Annotated in this window: 22 protein-coding genes; 7 read left to right on the plus strand and 15 right to left on the minus strand. The window is 62.7% G+C overall.

Going from position 1 to position 20276, the window contains the following annotated elements:
- Positions 1–19 precede the first annotated feature (19 nt).
- Positions 20–1033 carry an adenosine kinase gene (locus tag OOZ53_RS07475; RefSeq protein WP_271088786.1) on the plus strand — a complete coding sequence of 338 codons (1014 nt, stop codon included), beginning with the start codon at positions 20–22 and terminating at the stop codon, positions 1031–1033.
- A gap of 24 nt (positions 1034–1057) precedes the next feature.
- Here OOZ53_RS07475 and OOZ53_RS07480 read toward each other — a convergent pair whose 3' ends face one another.
- The 4 genes from OOZ53_RS07480 to hrcA form a co-directional block, all read right to left on the minus strand.
- Complete coding sequence (locus OOZ53_RS07480; protein ID WP_271088787.1) at positions 1058–1576, minus strand: GNAT family N-acetyltransferase; 519 nt, start codon at positions 1574–1576, stop codon at positions 1058–1060.
- Positions 1577–1629: 53 nt separating this feature from the next.
- On the minus strand, positions 1630–2265 hold the full coding sequence (locus tag OOZ53_RS07485) for a trimeric intracellular cation channel family protein (protein ID WP_271088788.1): 636 nt from the start codon (positions 2263–2265) through the stop codon (positions 1630–1632).
- A 36-nt stretch (positions 2266–2301) separates the two neighbouring features.
- Complete coding sequence (gene grpE, locus OOZ53_RS07490; protein WP_271088790.1) at positions 2302–2958, minus strand: nucleotide exchange factor GrpE; 657 nt, start codon at positions 2956–2958, stop codon at positions 2302–2304.
- Between the two features lie 107 nt (positions 2959–3065).
- On the minus strand, positions 3066–4142 hold the full coding sequence (gene hrcA / locus OOZ53_RS07495) for a heat-inducible transcriptional repressor HrcA (protein WP_271088791.1): 1077 nt from the start codon (positions 4140–4142) through the stop codon (positions 3066–3068).
- Between the two features lie 154 nt (positions 4143–4296).
- Between hrcA and rph the strand changes: the two genes are divergently transcribed.
- The 4 genes from rph to hemW are packed head-to-tail and all read left to right on the plus strand — an operon-like array spanning position 4297 to position 7250.
- The gene (rph, locus tag OOZ53_RS07500) at positions 4297–5019 is read left to right on the plus strand and encodes a ribonuclease PH (protein ID WP_271088792.1); all 723 of its coding nucleotides are present in this window, start codon (positions 4297–4299) and stop codon (positions 5017–5019) included.
- Between the two features lie 11 nt (positions 5020–5030).
- Positions 5031–5450, plus strand: a complete 420-nt coding sequence (locus OOZ53_RS07505; protein WP_271088793.1) for a VOC family protein — start codon at positions 5031–5033, stop codon at positions 5448–5450.
- Between the two features lie 11 nt (positions 5451–5461).
- Positions 5462–6076: an RdgB/HAM1 family non-canonical purine NTP pyrophosphatase gene (rdgB, locus tag OOZ53_RS07510; protein ID WP_271088795.1), complete on the plus strand. Its 615-nt coding sequence runs from the start codon at positions 5462–5464 to the stop codon at positions 6074–6076.
- Positions 6077–6080: 4 nt separating this feature from the next.
- Entirely contained in the window at positions 6081–7250 is a 1170-nt protein-coding gene (gene hemW, locus OOZ53_RS07515) for a radical SAM family heme chaperone HemW (RefSeq protein WP_271088796.1), read from the plus strand.
- A gap of 7 nt (positions 7251–7257) precedes the next feature.
- On the opposite strand, the gene OOZ53_RS07520 is transcribed toward hemW, so the two are convergent.
- The 8 genes from OOZ53_RS07520 to OOZ53_RS07555 form a co-directional block, all read right to left on the minus strand.
- Positions 7258–7542: a hypothetical protein gene (locus OOZ53_RS07520; RefSeq protein WP_271088797.1), complete on the minus strand. Its 285-nt coding sequence runs from the start codon at positions 7540–7542 to the stop codon at positions 7258–7260.
- A 108-nt stretch (positions 7543–7650) separates the two neighbouring features.
- Positions 7651–8130, minus strand: a complete 480-nt coding sequence (locus OOZ53_RS07525) for a GNAT family N-acetyltransferase (protein WP_271088798.1) — start codon at positions 8128–8130, stop codon at positions 7651–7653.
- A gap of 6 nt (positions 8131–8136) precedes the next feature.
- Positions 8137–8772: a 2,3-bisphosphoglycerate-dependent phosphoglycerate mutase gene (locus tag OOZ53_RS07530; RefSeq protein WP_271088799.1), complete on the minus strand. Its 636-nt coding sequence runs from the start codon at positions 8770–8772 to the stop codon at positions 8137–8139.
- 20 nt (positions 8773–8792) lie between these two features.
- The gene (gene dapB / locus OOZ53_RS07535; protein ID WP_271088800.1) at positions 8793–9602 is read right to left on the minus strand and encodes a 4-hydroxy-tetrahydrodipicolinate reductase; all 810 of its coding nucleotides are present in this window, start codon (positions 9600–9602) and stop codon (positions 8793–8795) included.
- Entirely contained in the window at positions 9595–11385 is a 1791-nt protein-coding gene (locus OOZ53_RS07540; protein WP_271089183.1) for an ABC transporter ATP-binding protein, read from the minus strand. Before OOZ53_RS07540 ends, dapB begins: the two co-directional genes overlap by 8 nt.
- 100 nt (positions 11386–11485) lie before the next feature.
- Complete coding sequence (locus OOZ53_RS07545; RefSeq protein ID WP_271088801.1) at positions 11486–12511, minus strand: glucokinase; 1026 nt, start codon at positions 12509–12511, stop codon at positions 11486–11488.
- 179 nt (positions 12512–12690) lie between these two features.
- Positions 12691–13740 (minus strand): penicillin-insensitive murein endopeptidase, encoded by a 1050-nt coding sequence (gene mepA, locus OOZ53_RS07550; protein WP_271088802.1) that lies wholly within the window; start codon positions 13738–13740, stop codon positions 12691–12693.
- A 59-nt stretch (positions 13741–13799) separates the two neighbouring features.
- Complete coding sequence (locus OOZ53_RS07555; protein ID WP_271088803.1) at positions 13800–15611, minus strand: hypothetical protein; 1812 nt, start codon at positions 15609–15611, stop codon at positions 13800–13802.
- A gap of 128 nt (positions 15612–15739) precedes the next feature.
- Here OOZ53_RS07555 and OOZ53_RS07560 point away from each other — a divergent pair, with 128 nt between their 5' ends.
- Together OOZ53_RS07560 and OOZ53_RS07565 are read left to right on the plus strand one after the other, a co-directional pair.
- Positions 15740–16747: a glycosyltransferase gene (locus OOZ53_RS07560; RefSeq protein WP_271088804.1), complete on the plus strand. Its 1008-nt coding sequence runs from the start codon at positions 15740–15742 to the stop codon at positions 16745–16747.
- A complete protein-coding gene (locus tag OOZ53_RS07565) occupies positions 16744–17121 on the plus strand; it encodes a GtrA family protein (protein WP_271088805.1) in 378 nt (125 codons plus the stop codon). Before OOZ53_RS07560 ends, OOZ53_RS07565 begins: the two co-directional genes overlap by 4 nt.
- 3 nt (positions 17122–17124) lie before the next feature.
- On the opposite strand, the gene OOZ53_RS07570 is transcribed toward OOZ53_RS07565, so the two are convergent.
- From OOZ53_RS07570 to OOZ53_RS07580, 3 genes are all read right to left on the minus strand, one after another.
- Complete coding sequence (locus OOZ53_RS07570) at positions 17125–17727, minus strand: nucleotidyltransferase family protein (RefSeq protein WP_271088807.1); 603 nt, start codon at positions 17725–17727, stop codon at positions 17125–17127.
- A gap of 110 nt (positions 17728–17837) precedes the next feature.
- Positions 17838–18824: a Gfo/Idh/MocA family protein gene (locus tag OOZ53_RS07575; RefSeq protein ID WP_271089184.1), complete on the minus strand. Its 987-nt coding sequence runs from the start codon at positions 18822–18824 to the stop codon at positions 17838–17840.
- Positions 18825–18831: 7 nt separating this feature from the next.
- Positions 18832–20217 carry a nicotinate phosphoribosyltransferase gene (locus OOZ53_RS07580; protein WP_271088809.1) on the minus strand — a complete coding sequence of 462 codons (1386 nt, stop codon included), beginning with the start codon at positions 20215–20217 and terminating at the stop codon, positions 18832–18834.
- Positions 20218–20276 lie beyond the last annotated feature (59 nt).

Here is a 20276-nt window from a genome sequence, read left to right on the forward strand (position 1 = left end):
CACCGGAGCCAAACGCCCCATGGAAGAACTCGATGTTCTTTGCGTCGGCAATGCCATTGTCGACATCATCGCACGATGCGAGGACGACTTTCTCATCGAAAACCGGATCACCAAGGCGGCGATGAACCTGATCGACGCCGAGCGCGCCGAGCTGCTCTATTCCCGCATGGGGCCGGCGGTGGAGGCCTCCGGCGGCAGTGCCGGAAACACGGCGGCCGGAATCGCCAGTTTCGGCGGCAGATCGGCGTTCTTCGGCAAGGTGGCGCGCGATCCGCTGGGCGATATCTACGAACACGACATCACCGCTCAGGGCGTCGTCTTCCGCACCGCCCGGCTCGAAGGGCCGCCGCCGACGGCGCGGTCGATGATCTTCGTCACGCCCGATGGCGAGCGGTCGATGAACACCTATCTCGGCGCCTGCGTCGAACTCGGACCCGAAGATGTCGACGCGGAGATCGTTGCGGCCTCCAAGGTCACCTATTTCGAGGGCTATCTGTGGGACCCGCCGCGCGCCAAGGAGGCGATCCGCCAATGCGCCCGGATCGCCCACGAAAACGGCCGCGAGGTCTCGATGACGCTATCGGACCCGTTCTGCGTCGACCGCTACCGCGACGAGTTTCTCGAACTGATGCGCTCCGGCACGGTCGATATCGTCTTCGCCAATGAGCATGAGGCCATGTCGCTTTACCAGACGGCCTCACTGGAAGCGGCGCTGGATGCGCTGGATGCCGACTGCAAACTGGCCGCTGTCACGCGCAGCGAACACGGCTCCATCGTCACGCGCAAGGGCGAGCGGATCGCGGTCAACGCCATCGACATCGCCGAACTCGTCGACACGACAGGGGCCGGAGACCTTTATGCATCGGGCTTCCTGCATGGCTACACGACCGGTCGGTCGCTGGAAGACTGCGCCCATCTGGGCAGCCTGGCCGCCGGTCTCGTCATCCAGCAGATCGGCCCGCGCCCGCACCGCTCGCTCAGGCAGGCCGGCATCGACAGCGGGCTTGTCGCCGAACCGGTGGCATCGCAGTAGTCGCACTTCGCGGCCTGCGAAAAATCAGATCCGGTAGACCTCCACGGCCCGTCCGCAGGTCGGATCGACCGTTTGACGGTCAAACACCATACCGAGTTTGTGCATGATCCGGCGCGATGCGTCGTTGCCCGTCTGGCAGATGCTGACAATCGGACCGAGGCCGCGCGCGTTCCGCCCGAATTCCAGGGCAGCGGTCGCAGCTTCCGTTGCATAGCCGTTTCCCCAGTACATCCGGTCGAACCGCCAACCGATCTCGACGGCAGGCATTACTTCGGGAAGGAAATCCGGGGTCGAGAGCCCCGCGAAGCCAATGAATGCGCCCGACGCACGAAGCTCCACCGCAAACAGACCGTATCCTTCACGCCGCCATTCGGCTTCGAATTTGCGCACCGCTCTTTCGGACTGATCCGCCGTCCGCGTTTCGCCATTGCCGATATATTTCATCACCTGGGGATCCGCGCACAGCCGCGCGAACCCGGCAATGTCGGTCTCGCGCCAGCGGCGCAGCCGTAGGCGGTCTGTCTGAAGCTCGGCCCGTTCCATGCGCCTCTCAGACCAGATATCCCGCCCCGTATCAATCGGGAAATCAATAAATGCTAGCGCAGATCGTCCGGCGGGCGGCCGGGCGTGTTCCGGTAGGAGGGCAGTGTCCATCCGTAGCGGATGGCGCCGCCGCGCAGGATAAAGGCGGCCAGAAAGGCCGGAACCGAGGCGAGCGGACCGCCGAGGCCGAGGCGCACCGCCAGGACGAAGACCAGCGCGCCGAGCAGCGCCGCCGTCACGTAGATTTCCCTGCGCATCAGCACGGTCGGTTCGCCGGAGACGAGATCGCGCAGAACGCCGCCGAATGTCGCCGTAAGCACGCCGGTGACGACAGCGACAACGGGCGAACCTGTCGCCGACAGCCCGATGACCGCGCCCATGACGGAAAAGACGGCAAGACCCGCAGCATCGAGCCAGAGGAGCCAGCGGTAGCGCGATTCAAGCCTGTGGGCGGTAAAGAAGATCAATATGGCGACGGCGACGCAGATCAGCAGATAGAGGTGCTCGCGCACCCAGAAGACCGGCGTCAGGCCGAGGATCAGGTCGCGCAACGTGCCGCCGCCGACGCCGGTGGCGCAGGCGAAGAACAGAAATCCGATAATGTCGAGCTGCTTGCGCGATGCGGCGAGCGCCCCGGTCGCGGCAAAGACCGCGACGCCGGTATAATCAAGAAAGGTCAGTAATGTCACACGGCCAGCATATCGCCGCGGCGCCGCACGGCAAGTCTATTCGGCGTCTTCGGACGCCTGTTCGGCCGGTGTTTCCGCCGGCTGCTTGGGGCCGCCCTTGGCAACACCGACCATGGCCGGCCGCAATACGCGGTCGCCGATCACGTAACCGTCCTGGACGACTTCGACCACCGTGTTGTTCGGAACATCGGGATTGGGAACCTCGAACATCGCCTGATGGAAATTCGGATCGAATTTCTGGCCCTGCGGCGTCAGGCGCTTGACGCCGTGGCGTTCAAGCGCAGACAGCATCGAGCGTTCGGTCATCTCGACACCCTCGATCAGCGCCTTGAGGCCGGCATCGCCCGCTTCGCGCGCTTCTGCCGGAATGGCATCCAGGGCGCGGCGCAGGTCGTCGGAGACGGCCAGCATGTCGCGGGCGAAATTGGACACCGAATAGGCGCGCGCATCCTTGACGTCCCGCGCCGTGCGGCGGCGCAGATTGTCCATCTCGGCGGCCAGCCGCAGATATTTGTCCTTCAGATCGTCCCGTTCCGCCGTGACCAGATCGAGCGGCGAAGGCTCGGCCGCAGCGTCCCCTGCGCCCTCGGCCGCTTGTGCCTCGGCATTTTCCGCCGCATCCGCCGCGGGCTGTTCTGCGGGCTGCGCCTGGGGCTGCTCGCCCCAACCCGTTTTTCTTGTCTCATCGGACATGATGCGACATTTCCTTCACGCTGTTTTGATTTGTTGCACCGCATATCGAGGTTTCGACCGAAAAAATCAAGGGATTGCTCGGCCTCAAGCGGCCGCATACCCACAATTCATCGGATCATGCGCGAGACCATCTGGGCCGTGTAGTCGACCATAGGCACGATACGGGCGTAGTTGAGGCGGGTCGGACCGATCACGCCGACGGCGCCGACCACCCGGTCTTCGCTGTCGCGGTAGGGCGCAACGACGAGCGACGAGCCGGAAAGCGAGAAAAGCTTGTTTTCCGAACCGATGAAGATTCGCACGCCCGATCCCTCCTCGGCCAGATCGAGAAGCTCGATCAGCCCGTCCTTCTTTTCGAGATCGTCGAAAAGCAGCCGAAGCCGTTCGACCTCTTCCATGTCGGAGATGGAATCGAGCAGATTGGCACGGCCGCGCACGATCAGCCGCGCCGGCTGGCCTTCGGCGGTGCCGGACCACACGGCCACACCGCGCTCGACGAGCGCCTGGGACAGATCGTCAAGCTCGCGGCTGACTTCGTTCTTCAGCCGCTTCAGCTCGCCGCGCAGTTCCGCAAGCGTATGCCCGGCCAGGTGGGCATTGAGGAAATTCGCGGCCTCCGTCAACTGCGAGGCGGTGACCCCCGCCGGCAGTTCGATGATACGGTTCTCGACCTGGTCATTGCCGCCGACAAGAACGACAAGCGCACGCGTCGGCTCCAGCCTGACGAATTCGATATGCTTGACGACCGCATCGCTCTTGTTGGCGATGACGAGGCCGGCGCCGCGCGACAGGCCCGACAGCATCTGGCTGGCTTCCGTCAGCAGCGTCTCGACCGACTGGTCGCGCTCTATGCTGCTGACCTGCCGCTCGATCATGTCACGCTCGTCCGTCGAGAGATTCCCGGTCTCCATGAAGGCGTCGACAAAGAACCGGAGACCCTGCTGCGTCGGCAGGCGTCCGGCGCTGATATGCGGCGCGTAGATGAGGCCGAGTTCCTCGAGATCGCTCATCACATTGCGCACGGAAGCAGGCGAAAGCGCCATCGGCAGGACGCGCGACAGGTTGCGCGATCCGACCGGATCGCCGGAATCGAGATAAAGTTCGACGATGCTGCGAAAGATCTCCCGCGTCCGCTCGTCGAGCGGCGCGGGTTCAGCCGTTCCCAATCGCGTTTCCTTGTTCATGCATCCGGACTCTTTGCTGTTGCGCGGCCATGGGCTGCAGTTTCGCCGCTGCCGCGAAAAAATCAAATCGCATGCTTGCTATATAGTGCATTTTCTTTGCAAGCGCCGCAAAGGGGCGTTAGGACCTTCGTGAAACACAAACGGGAGTTCCCATATGCGCCCATCAGGCAGAAGAACCGACGAAATGCGGGCGGTTTCCTTTGAACGCGGCTTTTCCAAACATGCGGAAGGATCGTGCCTCGTCAAATTCGGCGATACGCATGTGCTGTGCACGGCCAGTCTCGAAGAGCGCGTTCCGCCATGGCTGCGCAATGCCGGCAAAGGCTGGGTGACGGCTGAATACGGCATGTTGCCGCGCGCGACGGGCGAACGCATGCGCCGCGAAGCCTCGGCCGGAAAGCAGAGTGGAAGAACGCAAGAAATTCAGAGGCTTATTGGCCGCTCCCTGCGCGCTGTCGTGGACCTTGAAGCACTGGGCGAACGGCAGATTTCCGTCGATTGCGACGTTATCCAGGCCGACGGCGGCACCCGAACCGCGTCGATTACCGGCGCCTGGGTGGCGCTGCATGATTGCCTGAAATGGATGGAAGCGCGGAGCATGGTATCGGCCGACAAGGTGCTGAAGGACCACATCGCCGCCATTTCCTGCGGCATTTTTCTGGGGCAGCCGGTTCTCGATCTCGACTACACCGAGGATTCCTCGGCCGAAACCGACGCGAACTTCGTTCTCACCGGTTCGGGCGGGATTGTCGAAATACAGGGCACCGCCGAGGGAGAACCGTTCAGCGAAGCGCAATTCAATGCCATGCTGGGCCTGGCGAAAAGCGGCGTCGCGTCACTCGTCGAACTGCAGCAGCAGACGACGGCCACGGATTGACGGTTGCCGCCATGCAGGCGCCCGGCCATGTCCTGGAAACAGCGCTCTACGCCCGCGACCTGGATGCGGCGGAACGGTTCTATGGCGAGTTTCTGGGGCTCGAGAAAGTCACGCGCATGGGCGACCGGCATGTCTTTTTCCGCTGCGGCCGCGGCATGGTGCTGATTTTCAATCCGGACGAATCGATCAAACCGCCGCAAAACCCGGCAATGCCGGTGCCGGTCCACGGAGCAATCGGTGAAGGCCATCTGTGTTTCGGCGCAACGGACAAGGAACTGGAAGCCATTGAAAAGACGCTTGTTTCCGCAAATGTCGAGATCGAGGCGGACTTCCGGTGGCCGGGCGGCGGGCGCTCCATCTATGTGCGCGATCCGGCCGGAAACAGCATCGAATTCGCCGAACCCCGCATCTGGGGCTTCGGCGGACAATAGGGACCAATGATGTGAGACGGCTGACCGACAAGACGCTGGTGATTGCCAGCCACAACCAGGGAAAGATCCGCGAGTTGCGGGACCTGCTCGATCCGCTCGGCTACACGCTGCTGACGGCGACGGATCTGGACCTGCCCGAGCCGGAGGAGACCGGCCTCACATTCGAGGAAAACGCCCGCCTGAAGGCCGTTGCTTCGGCGACAGCGTCGCAACGACCGTCGCTCGCAGACGATTCCGGTCTTGCGGTCGACGGGCTCGACGGCGCGCCCGGTATCTATTCGGCCCGCTGGGCCGGGCCGGAAAAGGACTTCCAGGCCGCCATGAAGCGCGTGCACGACGCGCTGCAGGAAAGGTCCGCGCAAAACCGGCAGGCGCGCTTCGTTTCGGTTATTTGTCTTGCATGGCCGGACGGACATGTGGAATATTTCCGCGGCGAAGTTGAAGGCACGATTGTCTGGCCTCCCCGCGGAGACCAGGGCTTCGGCTACGATCCGATTTTCCAGCCGGACGGTTTTGCCGTCACATTCGGGGAGATGGACGCGGATCAGAAACACGGGCTTGACCGGCCGCTCTCGCACCGGGCGCGCGCGTTCAAGCGGTTTGCCGAGGAGTGCCTTGAAGGCTAACGGGATGGGTGGGGCAATACTGGACTATAGCGACCCGGGATTCGGGATCTATGTGCACTGGCCGTTCTGCGCGGCCAAGTGCCCCTATTGCGACTTCAACAGTCATGTGCGCCACAAGCCCGTCGACCAGCCGCGCTTCGTTGCCGCTTTTCAGCGCGAAATCCTGCAGATGCGGGCGATAACCGGCGCGCGAACGGTGACCAGCATCTTTTTCGGCGGCGGCACGCCCTCCCTGATGGCGCCGCAGACGGTGGATGAGATCCTGTCGGCGATCGGCCGGGCCTGGGATGTCGCGATCGATGCGGAAATCACGCTCGAAGCCAATCCGTCAAGCGTCGAGGCCGAACGGTTTCGCGGCTACCGGGCAGCCGGCGTGAACCGTGTATCGCTCGGTGTGCAGGCCCTCAACGACAGCGACCTCAAGACGCTCGGCCGTTTGCACAGCGTCTCCGAGGCCTTGACGGCAATCGAACTGGCGCGCGAGACCTTTCCCCGACTTTCCTTCGATCTGATTTATGCGCGGCCCGGCCAGAGCGTTCAGGACTGGGAGCGCGAGCTTGACGCCGCGATCGGCCACGCCGCCGACCATCTGTCGCTCTATCAGTTGACCATCGAGCAGGGAACACCGTTTTACGGGCTTTACAAAAGCGGCCGGCTGAAGATTCCCGACGGCGACCTCAGCGCTGATCTCTACGAGGCGACGCAGGCCCTGACCAGTGCCCGCGGTCTGCCGGCCTACGAGGTCTCCAACCACGCGGTGCCGGGCGCGGAAAGCCGTCATAACCTCACCTATTGGCGCTATGGCGACTATGTGGGTCTCGGCGCGGGCGCGCATGGCCGTCTGTCGCACGCATATGGCAGGATCGGAACCGTCAACCGGCGGCTGCCCGAACAGTGGCTCGAGCAGGTCGAGACACTTGGTCATGGCATGGAATCGGAAGAGCGCCTCGACACCGAGGCGCAGGCGGACGAGTTGATGCTGATGGGGCTGCGGCTGCGCGAAGGTTTCGACGTGACACGCTGGCGCGACCTTTCAGGCCGTTCCGTCGATCCCGACAAGGAAAGCTTTCTGATCTCGCACGGTCTGCTGGAACGGCTCGGCAATTCGCGCCTGCGCTGCACGCCTGCGGGCATGATGGTGCTCGACGCGGTGGTCGCGGATCTCGCTGCCTGAGATGAATTCAGCCCGCCAGGCAACGCCGCAGAAAGAGCTGCCGCGGCGTCCTGTTGTAGTCCCAATAGGTGCCCTGATCGGCATAGTAGGCGGCGCTCGCGGGCGGACAGAGCCGGCTGCTTCCATCGCCGCAAGAGACCCATCTGTCGCCGATATAGCCCGGTTCCTGATTGACGACAGGCTTCTCCGGATACCGTTTCCATGCCTCGGCCCGGCACTGGGAATAGCCGTTGCTGCTGGACCCGGCGGCAATACCGGGTTCGTAGCCGGTTTCCGACACACAGCCGGACATCAACATTGCCAGAGCGGCCAATGCCGAAATGTGCAGATATCTCGTATTCACGCTGTGCCCCGCTTGCTGATTCGACGGCGTTCGCCGGCAGACTAGACAGTCTTTCGCTTAAATAGAAGCATTTGATGGCGGGACAATGATCTCCATGAGCGGCAGCGACCGCCCGGGGATCGTGTCCGACGGCGCGGTGCCAACCGGGCGGGCGCCCATGCGCTCATAGAATGCCTCGGCGTTGGGATCGGACAGGATCGACAGGCGCTCTATGCCGCGCGACCGGGCCAGTGCCATCAACGCCGCGAAGAGAGCCGTGCCGACACCTTTGCCCATGGCGTCGGGATCGATGAAAAAGAGATCGATTTCGAAACCATCCCCGTCCGGACCGATGGCGGCAACGCCCTGCGGCCGGCCGGCGCTTTCGGCAATCAGCACCCAGCCTGCGGCGATGCGGTCGCAATTAACGGTCAACGCTTCGCGGCTGCGTTCCATGAAGCGGTCGTCATAGCCCCAATGGGCCTTTGAACGATGGCAGAGCGCCGTCAGGAGATCGGCCTCCTCGCGCCTTGCCGGCCGGATGCTGATCCCGGTCATGAGGGCTCAGTGCGCCTTGGACATGTCTCCGAGGACTTCCTTGGAGGCAACCGTGGAATCGGCCTTCAGCTTGTAGACCATCGGCACGCCGGTCGCCAGATTGAGGCTGGTGATTTCGTCGCGGCTCAGGCGGTCGAGGACCATGACCAGGGAGCGCAGCGAGTTGCCGTGCGCCGCCACAAGGACGTTCTGGCCGGCCAGGACACGCGGCAGGATCTCGGTCATGTAGTAGGGCCAGACCCGGGCACCGGTGTCCTTGAGGCTTTCGCCGCCGGGCGGCGGCACGTCGTAGGAACGGCGCCAGATATGCACCTGTTCCTCACCCCATTTTTCGCGCGCGTCATCCTTGTTCAGACCAGCCAGATCGCCATAGTCGCGCTCGTTCAGCGCCTGGTCGTGGATCGTCTCGAGATCGGGCTGGCCGATGCCGTCGAGGATGATCTGGCAGGTCCGCTCGGCGCGCACCAGCACCGAGGTGAAGGCGATGTCGAAGCGGATTCCGTAGTCCTTCAGGGCCTGGCCGCCTGCTATTGCCTCTTCGAGACCCTGCTCGGTCAGGTCCGGGTTCTTCCAGCCGGTGAACAGGTTCTTCAGGTTCCATTCGCTTTGGCCGTGGCGAACGAGGACGAGGGTTCCGGACATGATTTTCCGCCTTTCAGGGTTCAGGAGATTCCGAGGACGTCGAGCATTGAGTAAAGCCCGGGATCGCGGTTGCGGGCCCAGAGCGCGGCCTTGACGGCGCCGCGCGCGAAGATCGAGCGGTCAAGGGCGCGGTGCGTGAGTTCGACGACCTCGCCTTCGCCGGCAAGCAGCACCGAATGCTCGCCGACCACGGAGCCGCCCCTGAGGGTGGCAAAGCCGATCGTGCCCTTCGGGCGCGGTCCGGTCTGCCCGTCGCGCACGCGCACGCTGTTGTCGGACAGGTCAACGCCGCGGCCTTCGGCAGCAGCTTCTCCCAGCAGATAGGCGGTTCCGGAAGGCGCATCGACCTTGTGCTTGTGGTGCATCTCGACCACTTCTATGTCCCAGTCGGCGTCAAGCGCCTTGGCGGCCTGGCGCACCAGAACGCTCAGGAGATTGACGCCGAGGCTCATATTGCCGGATTTGACAATCGCGGCACGTGCCGCGTTCGCACGGATCGCATCCTCCTGGGCCGCGTCGAGCCCGGTCGTGCCGATCACGTGAACGATGCCGGCATCGGCGGCAAGGCGGGAAAATTCCACCGAAACGGCCGGCGCGGTAAAGTCGAGCACACCGTCGGCAGCGGCAAAGGCCGCTTCCGCATCATCGCCAATGGCAACGCCAACCGGCCCGAGACGGGCAAGTTCCCCGGCGTCGCGCCCGAGCGCGTCGGAGCCGCTGCGCTCGACAGCCGCGGCCAAAGCCGCGCCATCGACCGCATCGATCGCCCGAATGAGCGCCTGCCCCATGCGGCCGGCGGCGCCGACCACGGCCAATCGCATATCAGCCATGTTCGACCTCGCTTTTTACCGGTGTCACCTGAATTCCGAGATTTTCACTGCCGTCGATGCCCAACGCCTGAAGCTTCAGGAATCGCGCATAGATGCCGTTCTCCAGTTCCGCCAGCTCGCTGTGGCTGCCCTGCTCGGTCACCCGGCCTTTCATCATGACGATGATCTTGTCGGCACGGGCAATGGTCGAGAGCCTGTGGGCAATGACGAGCACGGTGCGTCCGCTCATCGCATCGTCCAGGGCCTTTTGCACCAGGACCTCCGATTCGGTGTCGAGCGCCGATGTCGCCTCGTCGAGCAGCAGGATCGGCGCATTGCGGATCACGGCCCTGGCAATCGAAATACGCTGGCGCTGTCCGCCCGACAGCGTCGAGCCGCCCTCGCCGACCGGCGTGTCGTAGCCATCGGGCTGTTCGAGAATGAAGTCATGGGCATAGGCAAGCCGTGCAGCTTGCTCCACCTCTTCATCCGTGGCGCCCGGACGCCCGTAGCGGATGTTGTCGCGGATGGTGCCCTCGAAGAGGTAGGGGTGCTGTGAGACATAGGCGATCGCATCGCGAAGCGAATGCTTGGTGACACCGGCAATGTCCTGACCGTCAATGAAGATACGGCCGCCATCGAGATCGTAGAAGCGCGGCAGAAGGTTGACGATCGTCGTCTTGCCAGCGCCGGACGGCCCGACCAAGGCCGTCGTCTTGCCGGCCTCGGCAACGAAACTGACATTGTGCAGCACGGGACTTGCGACGGCATAGCCGAATTCCACACCCTCGAAGCGGATTTCGCCTTTCGTGACGACAAGTTCCTTGGCGTCGGGAACATCCGGCTGGTGCGGATCGATGTCGAGCACCTCATAGATCATCCTGGCGTTGACGATCGCCCGCTCAAGATTCACCTGAAGGCGCGCCAGCCGCCGTGCCGGGTCATAGGCAAACAGGAGCGCACCGATAAAGGAAACCAGTGCGCCGGGCAGCTCGTCGGAATTGACCGTCTGCAGCGCCGCATAGGCCAAGATGCCGGCGACCGCGAGGCCGGCGAGCGAGTCGGTAAGCGGGCCCGTGCGCTCCGTCAGCCGCACGATGCGGTTGGACCTTGCCTCCGCATCCTCAACCAGATCGTTCACCTTGTCACGGAGCTGATCCTCCATCGTGAAGGCCTTGACGATGGCTATGCCCTGCATGGTTTCCTGCATGACGCCATAGACACGGCTGTTGACCAGCACGGCCTCCCGCGTGACGCTGCGCAGCCGCTTGGCGATATAGCGAAGCGCAAGAACGACCGGCGGGCCGACCAGGGCGACGGCGAGCGTCAACTGCCAGTCCTGATAGAGCATCACGCCGACCAGCGCGACGAGCGTCAGCAGGTCCTTGGCGAGCGAGGTGATCGTCAGGTTCAACACGTCGCGGATGCCGGAGGCGTTCTGTCCGATTCGCGCCGCGAGCTGCGCGGACCGGGTCTCGCCCAGATAGCCGACGCCGAGTTCCATGAGGTGCGAAAAAAGCCGGCGCTGATAACGGGCGACGATGTTGTTGCCGATCTTGGCCAGCGCGACCGCCTGACCGTAGGTCCCGAGACCGCGTACGACAAAGGCAATGAAAATCGCGCCTGTTATCGTCCAGATGACATCGAGGCGCTGTTTGGCGAAGGCCTCGTTGACGATATCGCGCAGGATCCAGGCCATGAAGGCGGTAGACAGGGAAACGCCGACCAGGCAGACAATGGCGAAGGCATAGGTGCCGAGATAGTCGCGAACATTCTCCGACAGAATGCGCCGGAGCATGCCCATCAATGTATAGGGATCAATCCGATTTTCGTCCGATTCCGCCACCGTTTAAGTCCTGAACTGTTCCTTACAGCGGCTCTATATACGCTTCAAAGGGCTTTGCCTATGCCCTCCAGCGGCGCCCTTCCGTCGCAACGCCGAAACGGATCGGCGTGCGCGCAAAAGACGCAAGGCCGAATAGCGCGGCCAGCGGATGCGTGATCACATTGGTCGGGATTGACTTCAGAAGCGCGCTGTGCGGCGCCTTGTCCTCGAACGCCGCCCGGAACTCGGGCCTTTCGAGCACGGGCACGATTTTCTGCGCGATACCGCCGGACAGGAAAACACCGCCGCGCGCCATGAAAACCAGCGCCAGGTCACCGGCGACCCGGCCGAGATAGGTGGCGAAAAGCGACAGCGTTTCCGCCGCGACCGGATCGGCGCCCTCCAGCCCGGCAGCCGTTATCTCGTGCGGCGCCTTGTAAGCCGGCTTGATTTCATCCGCCTTGCAGACCGCCCGGTAGAGATTGACCATGCCGCTGCCGCAAAGAACCTGCTCGGCGGAGATGCGGCCCTCGATGGCCTCGATATGCGGGAATATCGCAAAATCGCGCTCGGTGCGCGGACCGAGGTCGATATGTCCGCCTTCTCCGGGAACCGGTATCCAGTTGTGGTTGGAATAGACCAGGCCGGCGACGCCGAGGCCGGTGCCCGGACCCAGAACAACCCGCGACGCATTGGAATCGATTTCGCCGCCGCCGATGCGGTGCCGGTGTTCGTCGTCCAGCGATGCGGCCGCCAGCGCCTGCGCCTCGAAATCGTTGAGAACGATGACATCCTCGAGGAAAAAATCACGCATCATCTGTTTGGGCCGGACAACCCACGGGCAGTTGGTCAGCGGCGTTTCGTCGCCGTCCACCGGTCCGGCTATGGCGAAGATTGCGGAACGCGGCTGAACCGAGGTCTTGTCGAGGACACAGGTCTGAATGGCTTCCTCGATGGTCTCGAAATCAGCGGTCGCCAGGATCGGAAACTCCTTCGGCTGCGCATAGGCATCGACAAGAATGGCAAAACGCGCATTTGTTCCGCCGATATCGCCGATCAGGATCGGGAAATGAATGATTGCTTCCTGGTCCATGATATTTGGCATGTTCCGAAGATCTCCGAAATCAATCGCTATGGCGCGCCCGTCGCCGGTCCTCGCCAAAGCTCAATTCTACCGCATTAAATCGATTTGAATTCACCCTATAGGAAATTGCAAAGGCAATTGAAAGCAGCGGCGGCGCTTATTTTACGTCAAAGCCGCATTAATGGGGAATTGTTGCAGTCTTATTGCACAAAGGGACGCTCTTTCGGTATCGGAACCAGCGCCGGCATGGAGAATGGCGATTCGACCGGCTTGACCGGCACGAAAGCGGTTTGTGCGCTGCCTCTGGTCCTGTAGGTGACCGCCTCCTCGGATGCCGGTGCGGCGGAGTTGAGAACGACGGCGCATGCGGAGGGCAGATCCGACAGCATCATATGCTTCGGTTTTGACGGCTTGACCGACTTCTTGGTCGTTTTTTTTGCGGGCTTCTTCGGCTTCAGCGCCACATTGAACCACCAGTCGAGCTCCTTCCCGCAGCCCGAATCGGCAGGAACGGCGTTCTGAGCCCTGCAGCCCTTGGAGTTCTTCGGGCAGCGCAGCCTGATATGCATATGGTAGTGGTGGCCATAGTAGGGGCGCACCTTGTTAAGGTGCCTGCGGTCTCCGCGCCAGCTCTCGCACAGCTTCTTCTTGATCCCCGGATGCACGAGGACGCGCTGCACCTCCGGATAGCCGGCGGCGCGCATGATCAGCCGGCCATGGGCATCGGTCCAGACATTAGGATCGACGACAACCGACTTTGCCCTGAGCACGGAGATGGCGCTGGTCGACTCGCGTTCCTGCGCCGAAAAGCGGCGGTTCGGCATCGGCGTCAGCCAGATGTCCGCATCGAGTCCGATCTGATGCGAGGCATGCCCGGTCAGCATGGGACCGCCGCGCGGCTGCGACAGGTCGCCGACCAGCAGCCCCGGCCAGCCATCCTTCGTGGCGGCATCGCTCGAAAGCTTCTCGATTGTCTTGATCAGTTCGGGATGGCCCCAGCGACGGTTGCGCGAAAGGCGCATCGCCTGCCAGTACGGACCGTCGGTGGCAATGGCTATGCCGCCCGAAAGACACCCCTTGGAATAAAAGCCGACCGCCTGCGCCGGCATGACCGCCGGCAGTTTCTTGCCGCCGAACAGCTGTTTGGCCGGCGTCCCGTCACTTGCCGCGACCTGCCCGATGCTGAAGAGAACCATCGCGACGGACAAGAGGCTGCTCAGCCACTTCGCTTGCGGAATGCTTTGCATCATCTCAAGGGCTCCAGGCAGACCGGGATTGGCGCCATACTACGCCAATTCGGCGGCAATCTCTATTCAATCACGCGGTACAGCCGGATCGGGTTGTCCGGATTCTGGCTGACCGGTTCGAGAAAACCGGGAATATGGCCGGCGTCGAGCTTTGCATAGAAGCTGTCGGGATATTTGCGCACGATCTCCTTTGCCTCGGGATCGGTCGGGCAGAAGGCCACCAGCGTGACGCCCGATCCGCGGATGAAGGCCTCCGCATCGCCGACGGTTCCCATGGCGATCTGCAATTGTGTCAGCATGCCGCCCTGATTGCGGTGATAGGGCGCGGAAAGCACGCGGTGCGGCGTGAAGCGCAATATGTCGGAGCCGAGATTGGAGACGGCCGAGACGACGCCCGGCGGCTCAGCGGAAAGCGCCACCAGGTTCCTGGGAGCATCGCATTTTTCAAGCTTTTCCTCAGCGGCCGTGGAATGGGTCTTGACGGAATCGATACCGTCCACCACCACGGCACCGCCGACCATCCAGACGAACTGGATCGATACCACCGCTAGCGCAATATACTGTACGGCCGCGGCACCCAGCCTGTTCTCCCTGCGATACAGGATCTGCTTTTCGGCGATGATGGCGGACAGCGGCACGATGGCCAGCAGATTTGCAAAGACCGAACCGCGCACCTGAACCAGCGAAATGAGGAATGCGACGGCGATTACCGCCGCAAAGCACAGGTTCTGCCACTGCCGCTCGCCGCGGCGGACCTGCCAGATACAGGCGATCAGCGCGATGACCGGAACCGCATAGAAGCCGGCCAGGTTCTCCGGGCTGAACCGCACCTGGCTGACGACGGACCGGGCCTCGGTCACCCGGTCGAGCCACATTGTGCGCAGCATCGGATCGAGATCCGCCAAGGGGCTCTGCAAACATCCGGGGACGATCAGGACAGCGGCGATTGCCACCATTGCGCCGCCGCCGGCGAGCGCCGCGAACCGCACCAGGCGGTTCGTGCCGCTGGCCGTTGCCGCCAGAAAGAACAATACGGCGCCTCCGACCGTGCCGAGAAAGTAGAAACCACCCGAAAAGGTATCGCACGCGACGGCGCCATATGCATTGGGCGGCGTCAACAGATAGAAGCAGCCGGCAAGCGTTGCGGCGAAGGAAAGGCCGAAGGCGCTGGCAGCCTGCGCTGCCGGCCGGCCCATCCATGCCCAGAGGACCGCCACGGCGGCGCAACCGGCGGCGACGAGCGGCATGGTCTCGGCGCCGATGGCGATCGCCAGCGCCGCCGCGAAGCCGGCGACGGCCGACCAGGCGCGGCTCATCCGCGGATCGGTCATTCCCGCCAGCATCAGGACGATCAGCGCAAGCTGGGCATTGTGATGATCGATCGCGCCGGGCCGGAAGCGATTGTGCGCAATCACGAAGAACACGCCCAGAAAGAGCGCGATCAGCATGGCCGGACGGCCGCCGAGATTGCGCCCGGCGGCGGCAAATCCGATGAACAGCGGAACAAGCAGAACAAGCGGCCAGACGAACAGCGCCGCGGCTTCGGCGTTTCTCGCATCCATGAAAACGGAGAACAGCCCGATGAGATTGGCCAACGGAACGTCGATCAGGCGCGACCAGTGCATCGCCGTGCCGCCCTCAAGGCCAAGGCGATATTGCGTCAGATCGAACCAGCCCTGCCCGGCCATCAGATCGCGGATCTGCACGAGACGCATGACATCGTCATTGTCCCCGCCGACATAGTCGGTGCCGTGCAGCATGTGCATGCCGGCAAGGAACAGCGCCGTCGCCAGTGTCGTTACAAGAACCGGCAGAAACAGGCGGGCTTCGCCATCTTCCCTCTTTGCCGTTTCGGCTTGGCTGACCATTGTCACGGTCATCTCTCCCCAGACATCAAACTTATTTGTCAAAGGGCAACCTAGCCTTAACCTTCCCAAGAAATAGTAAAGGCGCGCGTGAGCGTATCCGGGCCCGTGCCCGCAACCGACCAGACGAGGACATAATGTCAGATTTGATGTTCGACGACCTGCAGATCGCCGTCCTGCTGCCCTGCTACAATGAAGAGGCGACCATCGGCGACGTTGTCGCGGGTTTCCGGCGTGAGCTGCCGAATGCCCATGTCTTTGTCTATGACAACAATTCCAGCGACCGGACCGCCATTCTGGCCGCCCGCGCCGGCGCAACGGTGGTGCGCGAGCCGCGCCAGGGCAAGGGGCACGTTGTGCGGCGCATGTTCGCCGATATCGATGCCGATATCTATGTCATGGCCGATGGCGACGGCACCTATGCGCCCGAGGACGCGCCGGATCTGGTGCGCACGCTGGTGACGGAACGCAGCGACATGGTGGTCGGAACACGCCGCGGCGTGACCGCCGATGCCGGCCGTTCCGGCCATGCTTTCGGCAACCGGCTGTTCAATTTTATTTACACGGCGCTTTTCGGCCGTGACTTCACCGACATTTTTTCGGGATACCGCGTCTTCAACCGGCGCTTCGCCAAGAGCTTTCCGGCACTGTCCGGCGGTTTCGAAATCGAGACGGAAATGTCGGTGCACGCCTCGATGCTGCGCATGCCCGTCTCGGAACTCACGCTCGACTACGGCCGGCGCCCGGAAGGTTCGGACAGCAAGCTTTCGACCTTCAAGGACGGGTTCAAGATCCTCTGGATGCTGATGCTGCTGGTCAAGGAGACGCGCCCGTTCCTGTTCTTCTCGAGCATCAGCGGCGCCATGCTCATTGCAAGTCTTGCCTTCATGGCACCGGTGCTGGCGGAATATTTCGAAACGGGGCTGGTCAGCAGGTTGCCGACCTGGATTGCGGCGATCGCCCTGTTGATGATTTCCATGCTGTTTTTTGTCGCGGGCGTTATTTTGGATTCTTTGGCCCGAAGCCGTGCAGAACACAAAAGGATGCTGTATATGGGTCTCCCGACGACGCGTGGCGAACCGCGCGCGGTCGGAGTTGATCAGCGCCCATCCGGCGGCAAGGCAAGGAAATCAATCGCTGCATGAAAAAACGTCTCTTTAGTTTCGTCGTTGTCGGCGGAATTGGATTTGTGACGGATGCGGGTTTGTTGATGGGGTTGTTGCGCTTTACGGCGCTCGACCCCTTTACTGCACGACTCATCGCCATTGCGGCTGCGCTGCAGGTCACCTGGCTGCTCAACCGGAACTTTACCTTCGGCAAGAGCAGCAGCCACGCGGCCGTCGAGGGCATGCGCTACAGCGGCGTGGGCATTGCCACCAGCCTTTTGAATTATCTCGTTTATTCGGGGCTGCTCGTGTTTGTTCCCGATCTGCGCCCGGTCTTCGCGCTCACCATCGGCTCGGCGATCGCCACGATATTCTCCTATACCGGCTACGCAAAGCTCGTCTTCGGGCGGTAACGCCTACCACGGCTCGACGGAAAGCTCCGGCCAGCACTTTATCGCACGGCGCGCCTTTTCGGTGTAGCCGGGCTCGTTGTAGAGCACCCGGTTGGGCACCACCTGGAACGAAAAGATGTGATCGAGGCCAAATGGCGCGCAAACGTCTATATGGCCGTCCTCTTCGAGACGAATTCCGACAGCGTGGGTCCTGGACGAAAAGCGCGCGATGGATTCATCGCTGTCTTTCAGCGGCGCATAGGCCTCGCCGAACTTTTCGGGAAACCAAAGATGCACGCGCGCCTGGTTGCGGATCTCCACCGGCAGGGCGGCAGCGGAAAACGCATCGCGCCCGCGCCGGATCACCCGGTCCTCCGCCTCCCAGGACAGATCGGCGTCATCGAAATAGAACAAGTCGATATCCTTGACGCCGTGGCCGGACGGGCGGCCGGTGAGGACATTCCAGACGGTGTTGTAGATCACGCCGGCGACGATGCGCCATTGCGGAAGATCGAAATCACGCGCAGCGACGAGCGCGTCATGGACGATGGGCTCGCCGCGAACGATATCGATGAGGATGTCGCGCTGGCGCTCGAACGGCAGGCCGGCATAGCGCAGGTGATCCAAACGAACCTCTTTTGCTTTTGTGAAGCCGAATCGACGCGGGACAGGCGATCATGATGATCGTCTGCCGCAACGATTTCAAGAACGGCGGATCGCCTTACAGCGTGTCTGGTTTAGACGGCTTCCCAGGCGTCGCTTTCGCCGGCGCGGTAAACGGCGTCGATCAGTTTCTGGTTGGCCTTTGAGCTTTCCAGCGAAAACAGCGCGCCCTCGGCGTTGAGCGCCACATCCGCAAACGTCTCCAGCATGTCGCGGTACTGCCGCACGCCCTGGAAGCGGAAGACCTGCGCTTCGCTGCGGTCCTGGTTGTGCAGGGTGACGACCGCGTGACCGTAATCTCCGGCGTTGAACGGCGCCGTGACCTCGATAGCGCCCTTGTCGCCATGGAAGAGCATTTCCTGTCGCAGCGCCATCTGGGTCGAGCAATAGAAATCCAGGTTGAAGGCGCCGAAATCGGCCGACACATTGGCGTAGATGTCGGTTCCGAACTGCGGATCGCGCTCGACCTCGGCCCGCACACGCTGTGGCTCAAGCCCCGTGGAAAAACGTGTGGCTACAGTCGGATAGACGCCGATATCGGGCAACCCGCCGCCGCCGAGTTCCGGCTTGTTGCGCATGTTTTCCGGATCGGTGTTGAAATAGGTGAAGACGCCGTTGACGTGGCGCAGCCGGCCGATCGCGCCGCTCGCGATCAGTTCCCGGACCTTGTGCCATTGCGGGTGGTAACAGACCATGAAGGCCTCGGAAATGATCTTTCCGGAGCGGTCGCGCTCGGCGATGAGGGCGTCGATCTCTTCGGCTTTCAGCGCAATGGGTTTTTCGCAAAGAACATGCTTGCCGGCCTGGGCGGCCTTCAGGCTCCAGGCGACGTGATCGCTTGTGGGCAGCGGAATGTAGACGCCGTCAACGGTATCGGAGGCAAGCAGCGCTTCATAGGAACCGAAAGCGTGGGGCGCGCCGAACCGGTCGGCGAGCTGGCGCGCTCGTGCCTCGTCGCGGCTGGCGATTGCCGCGACAATGCCGTTGCGGGCGTCCTGCATGGCCGGCAGCAATTGTGTCTGTGCGATCTTCGCCGTTGAAAGGACGCCCCATCTGAATATTGTCATGTCAAATCTCTCCGGCTGCTCGTTGTCTGATTTCAGCGAATGTCCAGTCTCTCAGCAGCTTTCCGTCTTCCCAGACCGGCTGCATGAGATTGGCGCGCTCGCCCAGTTCCTTCAGCGGCACCGCAACCGGCGCGCCGTCCTGCATGATAACCGCTTGGCGGTAGCGTTTCGACGCCTTGCCCGGATCGGTCTTCGGGTCCTTGTGTATTCCCGTCCAGTTGCCGGAAGTGTCGAGCCGCGCATTGGCCTTCATGGCAAAGCGCAACGTGTCGCGGTTGACCTTCTGCAGCAGACCGGCGCCCATGCCGAAGGCAATGTTCTCCGCCGACCAGCCACGGCCCATGAGCCGGTCGAGAATGATCTTGATCGTATCGGGCGTCACGCCGTCACCCTGGATGACACGGACCGCCGGGTTGAGGACCTTGTAGCCCTTGGCGTTGGTCGTGTAGCCGAAAATGCCGCCCAGCATGTCCACCGTATCGATGGGCACGACGGCCGGATCGCCGGAATCGGGCCGCACCACCAGCGTGCCGCCCATCTGTTCGACTTTTGAGCGCAGTTCCTTGCCCCAGATTTCCGAGACCGCCCGGTACAGGTCGTAGGAATCCGACACGACCGCAACCATCTTGCCGTCGCCACCGAAATTCTCGATCATGTTCTCGTAGGCTTCCGCCTCGCGTTCCTCGCCCCAGGCCGTCATGGTCGAGTGCTCGGCGGCGGGGATGGAAAAGCCGGCCATGGGTTCGGCGTAATATTTACGTGCATAGACCAGGCCCGACACGGTGTCCGTACCCATGAAACTGACGAGATGGGCGACGCCGCCGAGGCCGGCCTGCTCCAGCGACGTGGCGCCCCGCGCCCCGAAATCATGCAGCCGGAACGGCAGCACATCCGTATGATCGTCACAGGAGCGCTCCAGCGCCTCGGTGATGATGCGGCGCACGTGGAACGACACGGTCGCGACAGTCGACGGATACCACACGGCGCGCAGCAGGGCCGTCTCGATAAAGGTGGGCAGCCAGAAGAAGTCCGGGTCCGTGTTGCGGATCTGGACAAGCGGCGTTCCGACGGGCACGACCGAGCCCTCCGGAAGGGCCTCGATGGACAGCGGCAGGCTGCCGCCATGACGGCTGACCAGCAGTTCCCAGCCATCGCGGTTGAACGGCAGCCCGTGAGCCGACACCAGTTCGTCTGCCTCGTCGATATCGGCCGCCGTGATGCGGCGGGTCAGATATTCCTTAAGGAACATCTGCAGGCCGAAAAACAGCACATGGTCGTGACGGCCGCCCGGCCGGCTCTCTATATAGGCCGAGATCGCCGCCGTTTCGGGCGGATACTGGGCGAAATGCGAATATTTGTAGCTGTCGGTGTTCAGGATCATATTCATAATCCAGCTCCCGCCCCGGTTTCGAGCCAACTTATGCTCATAATCAGCATAACTTGACC

Source organism: Allohoeflea poritis, assembly GCF_027889715.1.
Lineage (GTDB): Bacteria > Pseudomonadota > Alphaproteobacteria > Rhizobiales > Rhizobiaceae > Hoeflea_A > Hoeflea_A poritis.

Coding starts and splice junctions, on each gene's coding strand:
- OOZ53_RS07475 (WP_271088786.1), top strand. CDS start 20: ATGGAAGAACTCGATGTTCTTTGCGTCGGCAATGCCATTGTCGACATC.
- OOZ53_RS07480 (WP_271088787.1), bottom strand. CDS start 1,576: ATGGAACGGGCCGAGCTTCAGACAGACCGCCTACGGCTGCGCCGCTGG.
- grpE (WP_271088790.1), bottom strand. CDS start 2,958: ATGTCCGATGAGACAAGAAAAACGGGTTGGGGCGAGCAGCCCCAGGCG.
- hrcA (WP_271088791.1), bottom strand. CDS start 4,142: ATGAACAAGGAAACGCGATTGGGAACGGCTGAACCCGCGCCGCTCGAC.
- rph (WP_271088792.1), top strand. CDS start 4,297: ATGCGCCCATCAGGCAGAAGAACCGACGAAATGCGGGCGGTTTCCTTT.
- OOZ53_RS07505 (WP_271088793.1), top strand. CDS start 5,031: ATGCAGGCGCCCGGCCATGTCCTGGAAACAGCGCTCTACGCCCGCGAC.
- hemW (WP_271088796.1), top strand. CDS start 6,081: ATGGGTGGGGCAATACTGGACTATAGCGACCCGGGATTCGGGATCTAT.
- OOZ53_RS07520 (WP_271088797.1), bottom strand. CDS start 7,542: ATGTCCGGCTGTGTGTCGGAAACCGGCTACGAACCCGGTATTGCCGCC.
- OOZ53_RS07525 (WP_271088798.1), bottom strand. CDS start 8,130: ATGACCGGGATCAGCATCCGGCCGGCAAGGCGCGAGGAGGCCGATCTC.
- OOZ53_RS07530 (WP_271088799.1), bottom strand. CDS start 8,772: ATGTCCGGAACCCTCGTCCTCGTTCGCCACGGCCAAAGCGAATGGAAC.
- dapB (WP_271088800.1), bottom strand. CDS start 9,602: ATGGCTGATATGCGATTGGCCGTGGTCGGCGCCGCCGGCCGCATGGGG.
- OOZ53_RS07540 (WP_271089183.1), bottom strand. CDS start 11,385: ATGGGCATGCTCCGGCGCATTCTGTCGGAGAATGTTCGCGACTATCTC.
- OOZ53_RS07545 (WP_271088801.1), bottom strand. CDS start 12,511: ATGCCAAATATCATGGACCAGGAAGCAATCATTCATTTCCCGATCCTG.
- mepA (WP_271088802.1), bottom strand. CDS start 13,740: ATGATGCAAAGCATTCCGCAAGCGAAGTGGCTGAGCAGCCTCTTGTCC.
- OOZ53_RS07560 (WP_271088804.1), top strand. CDS start 15,740: ATGTCAGATTTGATGTTCGACGACCTGCAGATCGCCGTCCTGCTGCCC.
- OOZ53_RS07565 (WP_271088805.1), top strand. CDS start 16,744: ATGAAAAAACGTCTCTTTAGTTTCGTCGTTGTCGGCGGAATTGGATTT.
- OOZ53_RS07580 (WP_271088809.1), bottom strand. CDS start 20,217: ATGAATATGATCCTGAACACCGACAGCTACAAATATTCGCATTTCGCC.